The following is a 19,393-nucleotide window of genomic DNA, read 5'->3' on the forward strand; positions in this document are numbered from 1 at the left end:
ATATTTCGTATTCAACCCAGCCGGGCCAGCTGTTCCGCGGTGACCTCGTGCCGCAGCTCCTCGCCGGCGAGGAAGCGGGCGATCTCGTCGGCGACGAGCGCGCCGCCGCGCGCCCGCGCCTCCAGCGTGCCGCCCGCCTCGTGCGGAGTGAGCAGGACGTTCGGCAGTGTTCGCAGCGGGTGGTCCACCGGCAGCGGCTGCTCGTCGAACACGTCGATCGCGGCGTCCAGCCGCCCCGACTCGAGCTCGGCCAGCAGCGCCTCGCCGTCGACGAGGGCGGCGCGGGCAGTGTTGACCAGCAGCGCACCGTCCGGCAGCAGCGCCAGCTCGCGCGCGCCGATCATCCGCCGCGTCTCCGGCAGCACCGGCGCGTGCAGCGCCAGCACCCGCGAGCCGCGCAGGACGGTGTCCAGGTCGGCGACCCGCACGCCCAGCGCGGCGGCCTCCGACGCGGAGAGGTACGGGTCGGCGACGGTGACCACTCCCCCGAGCGCCCGCACCAGCTCGGCGTAGGCCCGCCCGGTCCGGGACGCCCCGACGACGCCGACGGGGCTGCCGGCCAGCTCGTGCCGGGCCGGCGCCGACGCCTTCGCCTCGGCCCACGCCACGCCGGACCGCAGCGCGCCGTCGAAACGATTCACCCGGTGCAGCAGCGCCAGCGTCAACGCCAGCGCCTGCTCGCCGACGGCACGGGCCATCGCGGCGCCGGCCTGGGTCACCCGGACGCCCCGCGCGAACGCGTCGAGGCCGACATAGGGCTTCACCGACGCGCCCGTGTGCGCGACGAGGCGCAGCGCCGGCGCCGCCTCGAGCACGTCGCCGGTGACCGGCGCACACGGCCAGCTGGTCACCAGCACGTCGGCCGGCCCGGCCAGCTCCGCGAGCACCGGCGGCGAGCCCAGCAGCACGCCGTCGTCCACGACCCGCAGCGACCCCAGCCCGCCGAGCGACGCCTCCACCCCGGAGGGGAAGAACAGCGCCCGCAGCTCGGCGGGCACGGCCACCGCGATGACCGGGCTCACCCCTTGACCCCGGTCATCGTGACCCCCTCGGTGAAGTAGCGCTGCCCGACCAGGTAGGCCATGAAGATCGGCACGAACGCCACCACCGACCCGGCCAGCACGATGTTGAGCGGCGCGTTCTCCGCGTTCAGCGACGCCAGGCCGGTAGTCAGCGTCCGCATGTCGGAGCTCTGCCCGACGATCAGCGGCCAGAGAAAATCGTTCCAGTGCCAGAGGAACACGAACACGCCGAGCGTGGCCAGGATCGGCTTGATCAGCGGCAGCACCATCGTCGTGTACATCCGCCACTCCGAGCAGCCGTCCAGCATCGCCGCCTCGAACAGCTCGTCCGGCAGCGACTTGATGAACTGCCGCATGAGGAAGACGGCCTGCGCGTTGGCCAGCGTCGGCAGGATCAGGCCCCAGTACGTGTTCACGCCGCCGGCCTCGGAGATGACGATGAAGCTGGGGATCAGCGTGACGTGGTACGGGACCATGATCATCGCGATGAACGACCAGAACATCACCTCCTTGCCGGGGAACCGCTTGCGCGCGAACGCGTAGCCGGCCAGCGACGCGAGGAACAGCACCGCGACCACGGACACGATCGAGTAGACGGCGGTGTTCAGCGTCCAGCGCAGCACCGACTCTGCGCCCAGCACCCGCTCGTAGGCCTCGGTCGAGATCGGCCACGGCAGCAGGCTGTCCGGCATCGTGATCGCGCCGGTCGGTTTCAGCGACAGCACGACCATCGCGTAGAACGGGAACAGCGTCACGACGGCGCCGAGGAACAGCAGCACCGCCCGCACGGCCCGGCCACCGCGGCCGGGCTGCAGCGCCCGGTACGGCCGCCGTCGATCCGGGCGGACGGGAGCGGCCTCCACCGCCGCCGAGGTGCTCAGCGCCGTCATCGGTCCCTCCCCAGGGTCAGCCGCTGGATCAGCGCGACCACCAGCGTCATCACGAACAGCGCCAGCCCGATCGCGCTGGCGTAGCCGAAGTCGAAGTACCGGAACGCCTGGTCGTAGAGCTGGAAGACCAGCATGTAGCTCGACTGCGCCGGCCCGCCGCCGGTCATCACGTAGACGGTGTCGAAGACCTGGAACGACATCGTCGTCTCGATGACGGCGAGGAAGAACAGCGCCGGCGTCAGCTCCGGCAGCACGATGTAGCGGAACCGGTGCCAGGGGCCGGCGCCGTCGGTGAGCGCCGCCTCCTCCAGCTCGCGTGGGATGTCCTGCAGCCTCGCCAGCAGGATCAGCATGCCGAACCCGAACCGCGTCCACACCGCGACGATCACCAGCGCCGGCACCACCAGCGTCGTGTCCGACAGCCAGGACCCGTCCGGGAGCCCGACGGAGCCTAGCAGCGACGACCACGGGCCACCGGCGGAGAAGATCCAGGTGAACACGATGCCGGCGAGCACCAGGCTGGTCACGACCGGCAGGAAGAAGATGGACCGGAACAGCCGCGAGCCGCGGAACGAGCGCCGCACCAGCAGCGCCATGCCCAGCGCGGCCAGGATCGACAGCGGCACCGCCAGCACCGAGTAGATCAGCGTCGTGCGCAGCGCCCGCCAGAACAGCGGGTCGTCGGCCAGTCGGCGCAGGTTCTCCAGGCCGGTCCAGCTGGTCTCCGCGCCGATCGTGTAGTCGGTGAACGCGAGCACGCCGCCGGCGATCGCCGGCCCGAACCGGAACGCGAGGAAGAACAGGAAGACGGGCAGGACGAACAGCAGGCCGACGCGGGCCTCCCGCCGGCGCGAGGTCCGGCGGGAGGCGACCGCGGTGTCGCTCACCGTCATCCGAGGAGCGCGTTCGCCGCGTCGGCGGCGTCGTCGAGCGCCTGCTGCGGGTCCTTGTCGCCGACGAGGACCGCCTGGATCTCCGGCGCCAGCACGCCCATCACCTCACGCGCGTGCTCGTTCAGCGGGCCGACGGTGGTGAGGCCGGCGAACTGCTCCAGCTCGCCGAGGATCGGGTCGCCCTCGTAGAGCGCGCCGACCGACTCCTTCGTCGAGAAGAACCGGCCGGCCGTGTCGAACTCGGCGGCCCGCTCGGCGGACGTGACGAAGTCGATCCAGGCGCCGGCGGCCTCCTTGTCCTCGGCCGAGGACAGCATCGACAGCGAGCCGACGGTGCCGTACTGGATCTGCTCGGCGTCCTTCAACGGCGGCCGGACGATGACGTTCTCCTCGCCCCAGAAGTCGACCAGGTACTGCGGCTCCATGTGCCAGACGCAGGCGACCTTGTTCTGCGCGATCCGGGTCTGCTCCAGCGGCGGCTCGGTGGTGAGCTGGCCCGGGTCCACGTAGCCGCCCTCGACCAGCTGCTGGACGAACTCCAGCGCGCGCACGCCCTCGTCGCTGTTGAACGCGACCTCGGTGCCGTCCTCGTTGAAGACGTCGCCGCCGGCCTGCCAGAGCAGCGGGTAGAACGACAGGTTCAGCGAGTTGGCGACGTCGCCGCCGTAGGCCGTCATGTCGAAGCCGGCGTCCTTGAACGCCGGCGCCATCTCCAGCAGGTCGTCCCACGTCTCCGGGTACTCCGTCTGCCCGACGGCGTCGAAGACCTGCTTGTTGCAGACCAGCGCGAGCACGCTCTGCAGGACCGGCGCACCCATCATCTGCCCGTCGATGCTGACGGAGTCGACGACGTTCTGGCGGTAGTCCGACCGCTCCTCCTCGCTCAGGTAGTCGTCGATCGGCTCGATGTTGCGCGCGTAGGCCGGCAGCTGGTCCGGGATCAGGTAGACGACGTCCGGCGCGCTGTTGCCGGCGATCGCCGTGGTCAGCGCCTGGTCGCGGTCGGCCCACGGGAAGATCTCGACGTTCACCTCGACGTCGGGGAACTCCGCGTTGAACGCCGCGATCGTGTCGTCCCAGAAGGCGCGGTGGGTGGGCTCGTCGGCGATGACGGGATAGGTCCACATGGTGACCTCGCCCGAGACGGCGCCAGTGCCGCCGTCGCCGTCGCCGCCGGTGGTGCCCGTGTCGTCGTCGCCACCGCAGGCGGTGGCGATCAGTCCGATGCCGAGCACGAGCGCGGCAACGGCCGGAGCGTTGCGGGTACGCATCTCTCCGTCTCCTTCTGTGTGTCGGATGGGGTTCTAGAGCACGGCGCCGTCGGCGGTCAGCCGGTCGCGCAGCAACGCCGCGTCCAGCTCGCCGACGGCCCCGTCCGGGGCCAGTGCGGCCGCCGTACCGGCCGCCTGTCCGAGCGCCATGCACTGGGCCATCGAGCGCACCGAGGCGTGCGCGTCGTGCGTGGCGGACAGGCAGCGGCCGGCGACGGCCAGGTTGTCGAACTCGGCGGGGAGCAGGCACCGGTACGGCACGCCGTACGTCCGCCCGGTCCGGTCCCCGCCGACGTACTCCCAGCTGGTGCTGGTGCCTGCGTCGTGGTCCTCGACCGGCGCACCGCACCGGGCGACGGCGTCGGGGAAGTCCCGGGCGCCGAGGACGTCGTCACGGGTCAGCACGTACCGGCCGATCAGCCGGCGGGTCTCGCGCACGCCGATCCGCACCGAGGTGGAGAGCAGGTAGGCGTCCTCGTACCCCGGCACCTCCTCGGTCAGGAAGCGGACGTACTCGGCCACCTGGGCCCGTCCCTCGGCCTCGGCGGCCGAGAGCTGCCACGGATCGGTGGGGTCCACCCCGCCGACCCGGGTCAGGTTCGTGTGCACGACGCCCGGCAGCACGGTCCGGTGCACCGAGCCCTCGCGCCGTGGCAGCCGGTACCGGCCGGACTCGGCCGCCTTGGCCAGGCGTTCGTGCAGGTCCTTCGTGCTGATGACGCCGGTGTCGACGCCGCCGAGCCGGAAGGTCGCGGTGAGCGGCTGCACGTTCTGGTCCGCTGCCGGACGTTCGAGAGCGGCGCCCGCGCGCCAGGCCACCTCGGCGTCGCCGCTCGCGTCCACGACGGTGTTCGCCTCGATCGTGTGGGTGCCGGCCTTGGTGACGACGGTGAGCTCGGCGACGCGCCGGCCGTTCGTCGCGACGCCGATGAGGATGGCGTGCAGCAGGACGTGCACGCCGGCGTCGGCCGTCAGCCGGTCCCAGGTGAGCTTGAGCGCCTCCGGCTCGTAGGTGACGCCGGTGCCGGCGCCGTAGCTGTTCGGGCGCTCGAACGCCTGGCCCGCGGCCAGCAGCGCCGACGCGACCTCCCAGCCGATGCCGCCGACGACCCTCTCGCCGTCGCCGCCGGGAGCGTAGAAGCCGTAGAACGTGTCGAGGACCGCGGCGCCGGTGCCGCCGAGGAAGCCGGCCGACTCGATCAGCAGCGTGCGGGCGCCCGTCCGGGCCGCGGCGACCGCCGCGGCGCAGCCGGCCGACCCGCCGCCCACCACGACGACGTCGCCGTCCCAGAGCCGGCTCATCGCAGGCTCCAGCCGCCGTCGGCGGGCAGGACGGCGCCCGTGACCTGCGCCGACGCGGGCGACAGCAGCCAGGCGACGGCCGCCGCGACGGCGTCCGGCGAGCTTGCGCTCCCCCGCCCGAGCGGCATCAGCTCCGGCAGCCGGCCGCTGATGGCCGGGTCGGTCAGCGCGCGGGCCGCCATCGGCGTCTCCACGAGGCCGGGCGCGACGACGTTGACCCTGACGCCGTCAGGCGCACCCTCGAACGCGGCCGCCCGGGCGAGCGTCTCGACAGCGCTCTTGCTGGTCAGGTACGCGGCGGTGAGGAAGTCGCGGTCCAGCGTCCGCGCCAGCGCCGAGCCGACCAGGACGATCGAGCCGCCGTCCCCATCGCCGTTGCCGCGCAGCGCCGGCAGCGCGGCCCGCAGCAGCCAGAACACCGAGTCGAGGTTGACCCGGTGCACCTCCCGCCAGGCCTCGTCGGTGCAGGTGCTCACCGGGCCGTCGCCGAGCGATCGGCCGGACCGCCCGATCGCGTGCACGACGCCGTCCAGCCCACCCATCGTGCCGACCGCCTCGTCGATCGCCTTCTCCGCGCCGCCGGGCTGCGTGAGGTCGATCGTGTCCCGGTCGACGGCGACGACGTCGTCTCCGCCGGCGGTCAGCGTGGCGGCGCAGGCCGACCCGATGCCGCCGGACCCGCCGCAGACCAGGACCCTCATGGCGTCCCTCGCAGCACCTCGGCGGCACGGCGGCCGTGGTCGAGGTAGGCCGCCTCGAACCGCGCCGCCGACTCCTCACCACCGACCAGCGCTTTGCTGGTGAGGACCGGCGGCATCGTCCCGGCGGCGGTCAGCAACTCCGCGACCCGCACCTTGATCTCGTTGACGATGGCGACGGCGGCCAGCGTGCTGCCCGGCCCGACCGGCACGTCCAGCCCGTCGACGGTGCACAGGGCGTCGCCGGGCGGGGTGCACAGGTCGATGACGACGTCGGCGTGGTCGGCCAGCCGGGTGCCGGAGCTGTGCCGGGCCGGCGCCGACCGGGACTCCGCGAGCGCCGTCACCGCGACCACCTTGAGGCCGGCCTTGCGAGCCTGCTGGGCGACCTCGATCGGGACCGCGTTGAGACCGCTGGCGCTGAACACGATCATCGCGTCGGTCTCGCGCAGGGTGAAGTTGGCCAGGATCTGCTCGGCCAGCCCTTCGACCCGCTCGATGAACATGGCCTGGCGCTGCCCGTTCGCGCCCACCACCTGGGTGTGAAACGTCATGGAGAGCTCGACGATGGGGTGGAAGCCGGGGTACGAGCCATAGCGCGGGAAGAGCTCCTCCACCGGAATGCGCGAGTGGCCGGTGCCGAAGGTGTGCACCACCCCGCCGCCGCCGATGGAGTCCGCGCAGAACCGGCTGGCCGTCTCGATGGCTTCACCCTGCGTCCGCGCGATCGTGTCGAGCACCTCATGCGCTCGCCCAATCCAGCTCACGTCCACCTCCGTCCGTGATCGTCGATTCCCGGGCGGCCAGCGCGGCGCCGACCGCACCCGCGTCGGCGCCGAACCGCGCCGCGACGACGTCGACCGCGCCGATGAAGCCGCGTCGTTCGGCCAGTGCGCTCTCGATGTACGGGCGCAGCCGGGGCAGCCCGGCCGCGACGCCGCCGCCGACCACCAGCAGGTCCGCGGGAAGGACGGCGCACAGGCTGGCGACCGTCTCGCCGATGGCCCGGCCGGCCCGCGCGATCGCCGTCTGCGCCCGCGGGTCGGCCGGCGCCAGGAAGACGTCGGCCGCGGTGGCCCGGCCGCCCTCGCGGGCGATCGCGGCGGCGCTGGCGTAGGTCTCGAGGCAGCCGCGGTGGCCGCAGCCGCAGGGCGGGCCCTCGCGGTCGTAGACGATGTGGCCGATCTCGCCGAGCCGGTCGTCCGGGCCGGTCAGCAGCGTGCCGCCGCTGACCACGCCGCCGCCGACGCCGGTGCCGAGGGTGAGGAAGAGGACGTCGGTGCGGCCGCGGGCCGAGCCCAGCCGCCACTCGGCGAGGCAGCAGGCGCGGGCGTCGTTGAGGACGGTGACGGCGCGGCCGGTGGCGGCGCGCAGCGTCTCGGCCAGCGGGAAGCCGGGCCAGTCGCCGGGGACGTTCGGGATGAACCGGATGACGCCGGTCCGCCGGTCGACGTGCCCGGGGACGCCGACGCCGATCGCCGCGATGCTCCCGGGACCGGCGATCAAGCCGTGGACGGGGCCAGCGCCCGCCGCCGCGGCACCGAGTACCGAACCGCTCCCGGGACCGGCGACCGGCCCACTCAGGCTGCGGACACCCTCGGCGTCCGCCGCGGCGGCGCCGAGGGCGGCGTGAGCATGGGCACGCTCGTCGAGGCCGGCGACGACGTCGTCGGCGTGCTCGACCAGGGCGGCCAGATCGGCGGCGACGGTGTGCGGGTCGGTCGCGGTGGGGATGCTGCCCCTGGCCAGCACGCCCGAGGTCCCCGCGTCGAGCACGACCCACTTGATCGTGGTGCCGCCGACGTCGATGCCGAGGACCCGCTCGCGCACGGCATCTCCCTCCGGATCTCAACCTGACTGGCTGTCTAGATAGCCAGAGTATCTATACTGCTTCTGAGTTCGTCAACCACGCAGCGACATCAACCACAGCGACGGGGACCGGATGAAGACGACCACACCGCCGGCATACGTGATCATCGAGCGCGAGCTGCGCAAGATGATCGCCAAGGCCCAGCCGGGCGACCCGCTGCCGTCCGACGCCGAGTTGTGCCGGCGCTTCGGCGTCAGCCGCATGACCGCGCGCCAGGCGGTGCAGCGCCTGGCCGCCGACGGCCTGCTGTACCGGGTGTCCGGCCGCGGCACGTTCGTCGCGCAGACCCCGGTGCACCGGCGCATCAACACGCTGCTGTCGTTCACCGAGGAGATGCGCCGCCGCGGGCTGAAGGCGGGCTCGCGGATGCTGCAGTCCGGCGTCCGCGCCGGCACCGACCATGAGGTCGTCGCGCTGCAGCTGCCGGTCGGCGGGCTGGTAGTGGCGATCCAGCGGCTCCGGCTGGCCGACGGCGTCCCGATGGCCGTCGAGCACGTCCGGCTCCCCGCCGTCTGCGCCGGAGTGCTGGAGACGAACCTGGAGGAGTCGTCGCTGTTCGTGGCGCTGGAGGGGATCGGGCGCACGCCGACCCGCGCGTACGGCACGCTCACCGCCGCGGCCGCCGACACGCAGGAGGCGCAGTGGCTCAACGTCCCGCCCGGCGCGCCGCTGCTGATCGAGCAGCGCACCATCCACGACCAAGCCGACCAACCGCTGGAGTTCACCGAGTCCCGCTACGTCGGCGGCCGCTACCTCTTCGACATCGAGCTCCTCCGCCAGCCCACCTAGCCCGCCGCGGGTGCCCACGTGAGGGCGCGGGCGGGGTTGGCGCGGAGCATCGCGTCCACGGCCTGCGCGCCGACGACGGAGCGCAGCCGCGGGACGAACGTCTCGCCGAGGACGGCCATGCCCGGGCCGCCGCCGTACGACCGCAACTGCGAGCGGCGCCCCACGTCGGTGCCGAGCAGCAGCCGGTCGCCGTGGCCGGCCTCGACCAGACGCTCGATCAGCTCCACCAGCTGGGAGTCCGGCCGGTACTTGATCCGCCCCACCGTGTCGTAGAGCAGGTACGCGCCGCGCGCCGCCAGCTCGGCGTGGAGGCCGGGGTCGGGGTTGCGGTCCAGGTGCGCGAGGAGCACCCGGCCGGCCGGGACGCCGTCGGCGTCCAGCAGCTCCAGCAGCTCCGGTCCCATGGTCCCGATCTCGCAGTGGACGGCGACCGGCGCGCCCGTGCGACGTGCTGCCGCGGCGCCCGCCGACAGCCGTACGCGTTCGGCCGCCGACAGCCGCTGGTACGAGGCGCCGAGCTTGACGATCCCCGCGCGATGCGACGAGGGCGACGGCAGCGGACCCTGCCAGTCGCGCTCGTCGATGCCGCTGGTCAGGTCGGCGATCAGCACCGACTCCAGCACCGCCGCGGGCTCGCGGTAGACCCAGTGCCCGGCCGGATAGTGCGCGTCGCGGTGGTAGCCGGTGGCCGCGACGACGTGCACGCCGCTGGCCCGGCTGACCGCCGCCAGCCCGGTGACGGACCGGCCGAGCCCGACCGGCGTCAGGTCGACGACCGCGTCGATCCCGGCGGCCCGGACCGTCTCCACCTCGGCCGTCATGGCCTCGACGGAGCCGAAGTCGTCGCCGGGCAGCGCCGGTGAGCGCAGGAACAGGTGCTCGTGCGCGTCGACGGCGCCCAGCCCGGCCGGGTCGACCGGGCCGAGCACCGTCATGACGAATCCGCTCACGGCACCAGCCGGTGCAGCACGGCGCCCTTGGACAGGTACAGCGCGCCGTCGCCGCCCAGCACGACGGCCGAGACGCCGGACGTCACCGTCGTCACCGCACCGGATGACACGTCCGCACGCAGCAGCTGACCACCGACGACGGCGTACACGGTGCCGTCGGGCAGCACGGCGAGCCGCTGGCCCTCGGACCAGACGTGGTCGACGTTCGTCCAGTCCTCGGCCGGCACCGGGATCTCCCGCACGACCTGCCGCGTCGACGGGTCCAGCTCGAACAGCCGGCCCTGCGTCAGACCCCACAGCGTCCCCGACGGCGACACCGCCAGCTCCGTCACCGCCGGCAGCCCCGGGTACGGCGTCACCTCCCAGAGCTTGGTCCGTGTCACCGGGTCGTAGGCGAACACGCGCCCGTCGTCGGCCGGCGGGACGATGCCCAGGCCGGCCCACTTCGACGTGCTCGCGTAGACGACGTCGCCGATCGCGACCGCCGAGACGACGCTGCCGGTCCCGGCCACGCCACGGTCCACGGAGACCGATCCCGTGGCGGGGTCGTAGACGCTGATCGCGCCGGACAGCTGTCCGTAGTTCGGCACGGTCCCGATGACCAGGCGCCCGGCCGCCGACGCCAGCGCCATCGGCCGGTCCTGCCCCTGACCGGACAGGTTCGCGACCGGGCCAGGGTTGCTCCCCCACACGAACGGCTCGGACGGCCGGTACCGCAGCACCGTCCCCGCGGGATACGTGCCGAGGTAGAGGTCGGAGCCCACGGCGAGCATCTCGTCGGTCTGCCCGACGGTGCCGCGCGGCACCTGCGCGATCGCGCCGGTCGCCGGGTCGTACGACGACAGCCCGCCGGAGCCGAGGCCGCCGGCCCAGATCCGGCCGTCCGGGCCGACCCCCAGCGAGCGGATGTGCACCGGCTCGCCGGTGATCGTCAGCTGGTCGACCCGGGACCGGCCGGTGCGCGGGTTGTGCACCCACAGCCGGCCGATGTAGTCGGTCATCACCAGCGACTCGCCCGGGTAGTCGTCCTCCTGCAGGTCGATCCAGGCGAACCCGCGCGAGGTGAACATCGACGGGAACGCGCCGGTCTCGCGGTGCCGCCCGGTCAGCGTGCTGAAAGCGTTCAGGCGGCCGTTCGTCCCGACGTAGTAGACCTCCTTGCGCATCGGCGACACCGGCGACACGTCCAGCCCGCCGGCCGGCCCGAGCGGCGTCAGCCAGCGCTGTTCGCGCAGGTCGTAGCGGAGCATGGTCCGCGACGCGGTCAGGTGCACGTAGGCGACGTCGCTGCGGACGGTGACCTGGTTGACCTCGTGCTCGGCGTCGTACGGCGCCGGCAGCGGGATCGGCGTGACGGCGCCGGAGTCGGGATCGACGCGGACGAAGCGGGCCCGCTGCGTGCCCAGGCCGGCGTAGACGTCGCCGCCCCAGACGGCGACGCCGCGGACGTACTGCGAGTCCGGCGCGAGGTTGCCGTAGTCGCGGAACGTGCCCGTGTCCGGGTCGTACGCGAACAGCTGCCCCGTCGGATAGCCGCCGAAGAACACCGTCCCGTCCGGGGCGATGCCGAGGCCGTAGAGGTACGTGACGGCGTCGGACGGGCGGCCGAGGTCGGTCAGCGTGTCCGTCGCGTAGTCGTAGGAGTAGAGCCGGCCCTGTTGAAACGTCGCGATGTAGAGCGTGCCGTCCGGCGCGACGGCGAGGTCGCGCGAGCCGATCGCGCCGGGCAGCCGGACCGACCGGATCGACCGGCGTTCGCGCACGTCGATCACGTGCAGGCTGGTCGTGCCGGAACCGAGCAGCACCGTGTAGATCACCGGGGTCCCGTCGGGCAGCGTCGCGTAGGTGACCTTGTCGATCGCGACGTTCGTGATGGGCGTGCCGACCTCGGTCAGGCCGGCGGTCGAGGCGGCCGGAGCCGGCGCCGCCGCGCCGCCGGCCATGAGGACGGCGGCGGCGGCGAGCGTCAGGACCCGGCGGACGAGTCGTGGCATGGGCAGGGGTCTCCTCGAAGCTCAGGTGAAGATGAAGTGCCGGCCCTCGAGCGACTCCGAGACGCCGACCTGGGCGATCACGTCGTTCGTCGCGACCGCCGACGCGGTGGTCTTGACGACGATCTGGGCGTTGCTGGGCTGGATCAGCGCCCCGACGGCGACGCCGGCGACGGTGGGCGCGCCGGACCCGGCGGTGTCGCACTCGATCAGCTTCACCGTGTAGCGCTGGTTGCCGGGCGACGTCGCGATCAGCACGACCTCGACCTGCCAGGCGCCGGCGATGCCCGGCGTCAGCGACTTCACCATGACGTCCTCGGTGCCGATCCACACCGTCAGCGTCTTCGCGTTCGCGTTGGGCGCCGTGATGCCGGTGAACGTCGTGCGCACGGCGGCGCCGGCCGTGTTCAGGTTGTACGCCGGGATCGCGTGCGTGTGCAGGTTGTCGTCGCCGCCGGTGATGTTGCCGACATCGGTCGTGGTGACCAGCGGCCGCAGGTGGTGGCCCTGGTTCTGGTACAGCGCGACCCCGGTGCCGCCGGTCCGCACCGGCGTCGTGCCGGCCGGCGCCCGGTTGTTGCGGGCGAACCCGGTCGCGTTCGTGTTGAGCAGGTCGATGAAGATCGTCGAGTGCGTGGTGTTCTCCGGGACCAGCACGTTGTTGGGCTCGATCCGCATCACCCGCAGCAGCGTGTTGTCGTAGATCTCCAGGTTGCTGAAGTTGTCGATCCGGGCGCAGCGCCCCTGCACCGACATCGCACCCGGCGTGCGGGTGTAGACCTTGTTGCCGGACAGCTCCAGGAAGTCCCTGGCCAGCGAGCTGCCGCCCTGGAACCACAGCTCGGCCGGGTCCTCGATGGTGTTGCCGACGACGCGGTTGCGCTGGCCCTGCATGACGATCGCGCGGGAGAAGCCCTTGATCACGCAGTCGCGCAGCTCGGTCTCGTTGTCCGTCGGCGCGGCGTAGAACCCCATCGTCTGGATGTCCTGCGGGACCGTCGGAGCCTCCGGGTTGTTGCGGATCGCGTGCCGGCGCCCGCCGACGATCGTCGTGCTGTCGACGATCACCTTGCCCAGCGGCCCGATCGTGTGCGAGACGCCGACGACGTACCCCGTCGCGTCGATGAAGCTGCCGGAGAGCCGGACGGTGCCGCCCATCGAGCCGGCGAAGTCGATGCAGTTGAGGTTCTGCTCCCCCACGTCGGTGTTCGCCGAGACCGGGACGAAGTCCGGACCCGGGTAGCAGTGGATGTCGCGCAGGCTCCAGTTGCCGCCCTGGAACTTCATGCACCGGCGGGTCTGGTCGTTGTAGATGAAGTGGCAGTTCTCGAACGAGCCGTGCATGGTCGGCGTGGCCCGCTGGTCCAGCATGTGCACGAAGTCGTTGTCCTCGCCCGACCCGCCGGACGCGGTGACGTTGCGCACCGTCACCCGCTCGCACTCGTAGATGAACAGGTGGTTGACCTTGCCGGCCTGGTTGGCGAAGGTCCCGTCCTTGCGTCCGACGAAGTCGCGGCCGACGTAGCCGTCGATGATCACCTCGTTGACGTTCTTGGCGGTGACGCCGAACGTGCCCAGCGACGTCGAGTTGCCGACGAGGTCGAGGAACCCCATCTTGACCATGCGGGTGTCGTACATGCGCAGCTCGCCGCCGTCGGAGCGCCAGCAGCCCTCCGGGATGTTCAGCCCGTCGACGACCAGCCCGTACAGCCTGGTGTCGCAGTTCGTGGCCTGGAACCACTTTCCGGCCGGTCCGACGGCGTGCAGGCTCGGGTCCGGCTGCAGCAGGCTGCCCGGCATGAACCTGACGTTGATCGTTTCACCGGTGATCGCCACCTGACCGACGGTGTAGGTGCCCGGCGGGACGACGATCTGCCGGCCGTCCGCCGCCGCGACGTCGGCCATGAACGCGGCCGCGTTCGCGGCGCCCGTCGCCGACGGGCTCATGGTGCTCTCCTGCTCGCCGGCCGCGAACAGCGCTCGTGGGCCGGGCCTGGCGGCCGTCGCCGGCGCTGCGGTCGCGACGACTCCGGCCGTCGTGCCGGCCGCGGCGGCGGTGACCAGTGCGCGGCGGGTGAAGGTGCTCATCGTGCCTCCCGGTTGTCTAGCGGTATAGACAGATAGACACTTGTGGCGGCACCCTAGCCGCACGCCCGGAGACGGGTCAATGTCCGATTCGCCCGGCGAGCACGCCGACCGAAGCGTCAGCCGGCGATCAGCGCGGCGACAGAGCGGACGACGGCAAGGCGGCACTCGCGGCAGACCTCATCGACGACGCGACACCCGAGCAGCTGGGCCCGCTGGGCGCGTCGCGGTGACGGGTCAGCGACGCGGGTCGAGATAGGCCAGGACGGCGAGAACGCGGCGGTTGTCGTCGGGATCGGGCTCGAGTCCTAGTTTGGAGAAGATCGAGGCGATCGAGCCCTCGACCGTCTTGACCGAGAGCGCCAGACGATCGGCCATCGAGCGGTTCGACCGGCCTTCGGCCAGGAGGGCGAGGACGGCGCGTTCGCGGTCGGTCAGCCGGGTGAGCCGATCCTCGCGGCGCCGCGCGCGGACCAGCTCGCCGACGACGGCCGGGTCGACGGCCGAACCGCCCGCGTGGACCCGCTGGGCGGCGTCGACGAGCTCGTCGGCGTTCGCGACGCGGTCCTTCAGCAGGTAACCGACACCGCCGACGCCGTCGCCGAGCAGCCGCAGCGCATAGTCGGGTTCCAGGTACTGCGAGAGGACGAGCACGGCCACCCGTCCCGCGTAGAGATCGCGGATCCGCTCGGCGGCGACCAGGCCGGCGTTGCCCGCCGGGGGCATCCGGATGTCCACGACCGCCAGGTCCGGACGGTGGCTCTCGACCGCGGCAAGGAGCTCGTCGGCCGTCTGTGCCTGGCCGACCACGTCCATGCCGCCGTCGGTGAGGATGCGGGCGACCCCCTCGCGGATGACGACGGAGTCGTCGGCGACGATCACCCGCACGGGATCACCGCCCGCAGCCGAGTACCGCAACCGGGCGGGCTGTCGACGTGGAGGGAACCGGCGACGGCGTCGAGCCGATCGACCAGGCCGCTCAGCCCGGAGCCCGGGCGCGGTGCGGCACCGCCGTCGCCGTCGTCGATCACCTCGACCTGGAGCTGCGCGGCCCGCTGTCGGAGCCGAACCGTCGCCGACCGGGCCCGCGCATGCCGGCTGACGTTGGCCAACGCCTCGGCCACGACGTAGTAGGCAGTCGTCTCGACCGGCGCCGGCAGCCGCCCGTCCAGCTCGATGTCGAGCTCCACCGCGACGGCCGAGCGACGGGCCAGGCTGGTGACGGCGGCGTCGAGGCCGGCGTCGGTCAGCAGGGTCGGATGGATGCCGCGAGCCAGCTCGCGCAGCTCGTCGATCGCGGCCAGGAGTTCGTCCGCGGTGTCGTCGAGGCGGTGCAGGAACGGCGCGTCGGGCACGTTCCTGCGCGCCTCGGTGCGTGCCTCCCGGAGGACGAGGGCGACCCCGATGAGGCGCTGCTGCGCGCCGTCGTGCAGGTTCCGCTCGATGCGGCGCCGCTCCGCTTCGGCGGCCTCGACGAGGCGGGCCCGCGACGCGCGCACCTCCTCGAGCTGGTGTCGCACGTCTCCCGCCAGCCGCTCGTTCTCGACCGCGAGGCGCAGCACCGCCGTGGCCGCCGCCACCAGGCCGGGATCCTCGCGCAGCGCCCGGTCGTGGAGCAGCGCCGCGATCGGCTCGTCGTCGCGATCGATCCGGGTCACGGTCCGCACGTCGTCCTCGGTGAGCTCGGCGACCCGCCGGCCGTCCGAGTGGCGCCACTCCGCACGGTCGCGATCCCAGATCGCGAGCTCGAGAGACGGGTCGCCGAGCGCATGACGCAGCGCCAGCTGCAACCGCAGCGGATCGGTCCCGCGGTCGAGCTCGAGGGCCAGCGGTGCGATCGCGCCGTGCGCGAGCCGCAGTCGCAACGTGCCGGCCAGGAACCCGAGCGGGATCAGCCCGACGACCCCGAGGATCGCCCAGGAGATGATCTCGCGCCACGGCTCGGGCGCCCGCACGAGCCCATCGCCGGTCGCGATGAACGTGATCAGGTCGGAGCTGTCCCAGGCGGCAACGAGCGCTGCCGCCACACCGGCGGCGACGATCGGCTGCAGGACGCGCCGCAGGGCGGGCCCGGCCCGGAGCAGCCGACGAAGAGCCGAGACCGCCACGCCGAGCGCTGCGGCGACGATGACCGCGCTGGTGAGGACCTGGGTCGTCTCGAACAGGGATTGATCCTCCACCATGGCGAACGGGTTCGCCACACACCCGCAGTCGATGAACAACCTCGCCGCGCTGCGGGCGACATAGGCCGCCGCCAGCAACCAGAGGAGCACCTTCCGTTCCCGGGTCGGCGGCACATCGGGAAACGTGAGGACGAGCACGGCCAGAACGAGGTCGTAATAGCGCTCGAACGCGAACCCCAGCACGGCGTACGGGACCAACGAGGTGGGCGCGTAACTGCCCACGAACCACAGGGCCCCGGCGGCGAGCAGCAGCGGCCCGGACCGTGCCTCGGGCCGTCTTTCCCAGGCCACGAGCCCCGCGATCGCGAAGAGGAGGCCGATCGCGGTGTCGGTGACCAGGAAGCTGGACGGCGCCCCCTGATCAACGCCGACCATGACGGTGACCGCAGCGAGTGCGACGACCGACACGGCGAGGACGGGACCGAGGGCCCGCCGGGCCGCGATCATACGGCGATGATGCCACAGAGTCGCACCGGCACACACCGGGAAAACCCTGGTGAGAAACCCGGGCTTGCTCGGTGGCGGGGCCGCGGGCGGCGCCCTAGCGTCGCTGGACATCGAGAGACGCGAGCGCTGTCCGCGGCTCGCACGATGCCCGGGGGAACTCATGCCAGCACCGTTCGCCAGCTTCCGTGCCGCAGGGATGGTCGTCGTGCTCGGCCTCGCGTGGCCCGCCGCCGGCTGCTCGAGCGAGCCCGACACCGAGCCATCGGATGCCGGCCGCCCGGTCACGTCGGCCACCGCATCGGCCGAGACCGTCCCGGACTTCCCCGTCGCAGGCGTCGAGTCCAGGCAGCAGGCCCGGCTCGTGATGCCCGGCGGCCCGGACTGGCTGGTGGCCGACACCGCCGGTGTGTGGGTCAAACGCGACAGCGGCTACGTCGATCTGGTCGACCCGGCGACCACCGAGGTCGTCCGCTCCGTCGAGGTCGGCGGTGATCTCTGCCAGGGCATCGGTGCAGGCTTCGGAGCCATCTGGACCTGTTCTGGCACCGACGTCGTACGCGTCGATCCTCAGTCGGGTGAGGTCACCGCGCGGTTGCCGCTGAACAAGGCGTTCGAACAGGGCAATCTCGCCACTGGCTTCGATCGCCTGTGGGTCCTCATCGGCGACGGCAGCACGCTGGCCGGCGTCGATCCGGCCTCGGGCACGGTGACGACGACCGTCGACCTCGGCGTCCGCGGGACCGACCTCGGCGTCGGCGCGGCCGGCCTCTGGGTCGCCAGCAAGCCCGACGACACGGTCGTCCGGGTCGACCCGGACCGCGCCGAGGTCATGGTCGAGGTCGGCGACATCGACTCACCTGTCGCCGTCAGCGTCACCGATGAGGTGTGGATCGGCGCCGCGGCGAGCACCGTCCGTCTGGATCCCGCCACCGGTGAGCCGGTGACCACCTCGCCGATCGGGACGGGCGGCTACGGCGGTCTCGCCGTCACTCGCGACGCTGTCTGGGTCCGTAGCCCGAACCGGTTCCTCGTGCGACTCGATCCGTCGGACGGCCGCGCCGTCGAGGGCTTCACCGCCGACACCCCCAGCGGTGGCAGCGTGCTCGTCGCCTTCGGCTCCGTGTGGGCCACCGCCTTCGACGACGACGTGCTGTTCCGAGTCAGGCCCACGGGCTGAGTCGACGCCGGACGCGGCGGTGCCCCGCCGAGACGGCGGCGAGGTGGCTCAGTACTCGTACGGCTCGGCCGGCTGGTCGATCGGGGTCACCCGCTCGGCGACGAACAGCGGGGGCTCCGTGTCCGCCGTCCCCGGCTCGTGTCCGTCCCGGGGCTCCCAGCGGCCCTCGATCTCGAGCCAGGTGTCCACCGGCCGGGCGCCGTCGCCGACCACCTCGACGGAGAGCGCGGTGGCGTCCGCGGCGCAGCAGTTGACGGCGAACCTGGTGAGCAGGTAGCCGCCGGCCGCGTCGTCGTCCAGCGGCGCGACGAAGCCGACCAGCCGGACCCGGGTGTCCGCCAGCGACGTCGCCTCGTCGTAGAGAGCGCGGCCGACGTACTCGCGCATGGAGAGGTCGACGGCGCCGTCGCGCGGTTCGGGGAGGCCGGCGAAGTCGATGCCCGACATCAGCGCCGGCGGCTCGCTGCCCTGACGCCCGGCCGCGAACGACCCGAGCGGGGACGGCGCGACCAGCAGCAGCGTCAGCAGCGGAAGGGCGAGGAGCCAGGCCACGCCGGGCGCGTGGTCGTGGCCGGCGGCTTCCGGATCACCGGCCGCCGGCCGGAGATCCCGGCGCAGCGCGTGCGCGCCGAGAACGGCCAGGACGATCCCCGCCGCGAGCAGCGCCGGCCGCAGCCCGGGCCGGACGAAGGGCAGGGCGGCGTCGGTGAGGCCGAGCCGGATCAGGATCGCGGCGAACGCGAGCAGCAGGATCGCCTGCGCCCGCTCGTTCAGACCCCTCACAGCAGCCACCACCCGACGATCAGGGCGCTGACCACTGCGGTGACGAAGGTCAGCGGCGCGAACCGGACCGCGAAGGCGCGGCCGAAGACACCGGTGTGCAACGCGATCAGCTTGATGTCGACGACCGGCCCGACGACGAGGAACACCAGCCGCGCCGTGAGCGAGAACTGGGTCAGGCTGGCCGCGACGAACGCGTCGGCCTCGGAGCAGATGGCCAGCAGCACCGCCAGGGCCGCCAGCACGAGGATCGCCAGCCACTCCGTCCCGGCGATCGCCGTCATGACCGACCGCGGGACCACGACCTGCAGTGCCGCGGCGGCGACGGAGCCGACGACGAGCCAGCCGCCGGCGTGCAGGAAGTCGTGCCGGGCCGTTCCGGCGAACACCTCCCACCGTGTCGACCCGTGGGTGACGTGACTGCGGCGCCGCAGCAGCCACTCCGATCGGCCGAACCGCGCCCACACGAAGCCGACGATCACGGCCGTCGCGAACGACGCCAGCAGCCGGGCCACGACCATGTCCGGCCGGCCTGGGAACGCCACCGCCGTCGCCACCAGCACGACCGGGTTGATGGCCGGCGCGGCCAGCATGAACGCGAACGCCGCCGCGGGCGCCGCGCCGAGCGCCGTCAGCCGCCCGGCCACCGGCACCGACCCGCACTCGCAGCCCGGGAAGACGGCCCCGGCCACGCTCGCCGCCGGCACGGCCACCAGCGGCCGGTCCGGAAGCAGCCGCGCGATCAGCGCCGACGGCACGAAGGCGGCGATCGCGCCGCTCACGACCACGCCGAGCACCAGGAACGGCATCGCCTGGACCGTGATCGACACGAAGATCGTGGCCCAGGTCTGCAGCGCCGCGTGGTCGAGAAACGGCTCCGCCCACGGCCGGGCGACGACCGCCGCGATGAGCGCGACCATGAACAGCTCCGGCGCGTGCCGCCCCGCGGCGGGCAGCGGTGCCGCCGGAAGGCGCCGGCGCCACCGCTGCCGCTGTGCTGGTTCCGTTCCCGCCATCCGGACGGCTAGGGGGTGTCCCGTGGATC

The 19,393-nt window shown here is 72.8% G+C and carries 17 protein-coding genes; 2 read left to right on the forward strand and 15 right to left on the reverse strand.

Annotation, left to right across the window (positions count from 1 at the left end):
• Positions 1-11: 11 nt before the first annotated feature.
• The 8 genes from C1I92_RS22265 to C1I92_RS22300 are packed head-to-tail and all read right to left on the reverse strand — an operon-like array spanning position 12 to position 7,906.
• Positions 12-1,022 carry a hydroxyacid dehydrogenase gene (locus C1I92_RS22265; RefSeq protein ID WP_111256850.1) on the reverse strand — a complete coding sequence of 337 codons (1,011 nt, stop codon included), beginning with the start codon at positions 1,020-1,022 and terminating at the stop codon, positions 12-14.
• Entirely contained in the window at positions 1,019-1,912 is an 894-nt protein-coding gene (locus tag C1I92_RS22270) for a carbohydrate ABC transporter permease (RefSeq protein WP_111256851.1), read from the reverse strand. Before C1I92_RS22270 ends, C1I92_RS22265 begins: the two co-directional genes overlap by 4 nt.
• Positions 1,909-2,805, reverse strand: a complete 897-nt coding sequence (locus C1I92_RS22275) for a carbohydrate ABC transporter permease (RefSeq protein WP_111256852.1) — start codon at positions 2,803-2,805, stop codon at positions 1,909-1,911. Before C1I92_RS22275 ends, C1I92_RS22270 begins: the two co-directional genes overlap by 4 nt.
• On the reverse strand, positions 2,802-4,076 hold the full coding sequence (locus C1I92_RS22280) for an ABC transporter substrate-binding protein (protein ID WP_111256853.1): 1,275 nt from the start codon (positions 4,074-4,076) through the stop codon (positions 2,802-2,804). The genes C1I92_RS22275 and C1I92_RS22280 overlap by 4 nt, the downstream gene beginning before the upstream one ends.
• A gap of 33 nt (positions 4,077-4,109) precedes the next feature.
• Positions 4,110-5,378 carry an FAD-dependent oxidoreductase gene (locus C1I92_RS22285; protein WP_111256854.1) on the reverse strand — a complete coding sequence of 423 codons (1,269 nt, stop codon included), beginning with the start codon at positions 5,376-5,378 and terminating at the stop codon, positions 4,110-4,112.
• The gene (locus C1I92_RS22290; protein WP_111256855.1) at positions 5,375-6,079 is read right to left on the reverse strand and encodes an SDR family NAD(P)-dependent oxidoreductase; all 705 of its coding nucleotides are present in this window, start codon (positions 6,077-6,079) and stop codon (positions 5,375-5,377) included. The genes C1I92_RS22285 and C1I92_RS22290 overlap by 4 nt, the downstream gene beginning before the upstream one ends.
• A complete protein-coding gene (locus C1I92_RS22295; RefSeq protein WP_199521480.1) occupies positions 6,076-6,843 on the reverse strand; it encodes a sugar isomerase domain-containing protein in 768 nt (255 codons plus the stop codon). The genes C1I92_RS22290 and C1I92_RS22295 overlap by 4 nt, the downstream gene beginning before the upstream one ends.
• On the reverse strand, positions 6,818-7,906 hold the full coding sequence (locus C1I92_RS22300; RefSeq protein ID WP_111256857.1) for an ROK family protein: 1,089 nt from the start codon (positions 7,904-7,906) through the stop codon (positions 6,818-6,820). The genes C1I92_RS22295 and C1I92_RS22300 overlap by 26 nt, the downstream gene beginning before the upstream one ends.
• 112 nt (positions 7,907-8,018) lie before the next feature.
• Here C1I92_RS22300 and C1I92_RS22305 point away from each other — a divergent pair, with 112 nt between their 5' ends.
• The gene (locus C1I92_RS22305) at positions 8,019-8,735 is read left to right on the forward strand and encodes a GntR family transcriptional regulator (RefSeq protein WP_111256858.1); all 717 of its coding nucleotides are present in this window, start codon (positions 8,019-8,021) and stop codon (positions 8,733-8,735) included.
• On the opposite strand, the gene C1I92_RS22310 is transcribed toward C1I92_RS22305, so the two are convergent.
• The 5 genes from C1I92_RS22310 to C1I92_RS22330 all read right to left on the reverse strand — a co-directional run bounded on the left by C1I92_RS22310 (position 8,732) and on the right by C1I92_RS22330 (position 16,391).
• On the reverse strand, positions 8,732-9,685 hold the full coding sequence (locus tag C1I92_RS22310) for a phosphotriesterase family protein (protein ID WP_199521481.1): 954 nt from the start codon (positions 9,683-9,685) through the stop codon (positions 8,732-8,734). The genes C1I92_RS22305 and C1I92_RS22310 overlap by 4 nt on opposite strands.
• The gene (locus C1I92_RS22315) at positions 9,682-11,679 is read right to left on the reverse strand and encodes an outer membrane protein assembly factor BamB family protein (RefSeq protein WP_111256860.1); all 1,998 of its coding nucleotides are present in this window, start codon (positions 11,677-11,679) and stop codon (positions 9,682-9,684) included. Before C1I92_RS22315 ends, C1I92_RS22310 begins: the two co-directional genes overlap by 4 nt.
• 21 nt (positions 11,680-11,700) lie before the next feature.
• Positions 11,701-13,764 carry a hypothetical protein gene (locus tag C1I92_RS22320; protein ID WP_111256861.1) on the reverse strand — a complete coding sequence of 688 codons (2,064 nt, stop codon included), beginning with the start codon at positions 13,762-13,764 and terminating at the stop codon, positions 11,701-11,703.
• Positions 13,765-13,998: 234 nt separating this feature from the next.
• Positions 13,999-14,649, reverse strand: a complete 651-nt coding sequence (locus tag C1I92_RS22325) for a response regulator transcription factor (RefSeq protein WP_111256862.1) — start codon at positions 14,647-14,649, stop codon at positions 13,999-14,001.
• Positions 14,640-16,391, reverse strand: coding sequence for a sensor histidine kinase (locus tag C1I92_RS22330; protein WP_146605241.1), 1,752 nt, complete (start codon positions 16,389-16,391; stop codon positions 14,640-14,642). Before C1I92_RS22330 ends, C1I92_RS22325 begins: the two co-directional genes overlap by 10 nt.
• Before the next feature lie 160 nt (positions 16,392-16,551).
• Here C1I92_RS22330 and C1I92_RS22335 point away from each other — a divergent pair, with 160 nt between their 5' ends.
• Positions 16,552-17,568 (forward strand): NHL repeat-containing protein, encoded by a 1,017-nt coding sequence (locus C1I92_RS22335; RefSeq protein ID WP_146605242.1) that lies wholly within the window; start codon positions 16,552-16,554, stop codon positions 17,566-17,568.
• Positions 17,569-17,616: 48 nt separating this feature from the next.
• On the opposite strand, the gene C1I92_RS22340 is transcribed toward C1I92_RS22335, so the two are convergent.
• Positions 17,617-18,351: a TIGR03943 family putative permease subunit gene (locus C1I92_RS22340; protein ID WP_158564237.1), complete on the reverse strand. Its 735-nt coding sequence runs from the start codon at positions 18,349-18,351 to the stop codon at positions 17,617-17,619.
• A complete protein-coding gene (locus C1I92_RS22345) occupies positions 18,348-19,268 on the reverse strand; it encodes a permease (RefSeq protein WP_199521482.1) in 921 nt (306 codons plus the stop codon). Before C1I92_RS22345 ends, C1I92_RS22340 begins: the two co-directional genes overlap by 4 nt.
• Positions 19,269-19,393 lie beyond the last annotated feature (125 nt).

This window comes from Jiangella anatolica (assembly GCF_003236295.1).
GTDB classification, from domain to species: Bacteria; Actinomycetota; Actinomycetes; order Jiangellales; family Jiangellaceae; genus Jiangella; species Jiangella anatolica.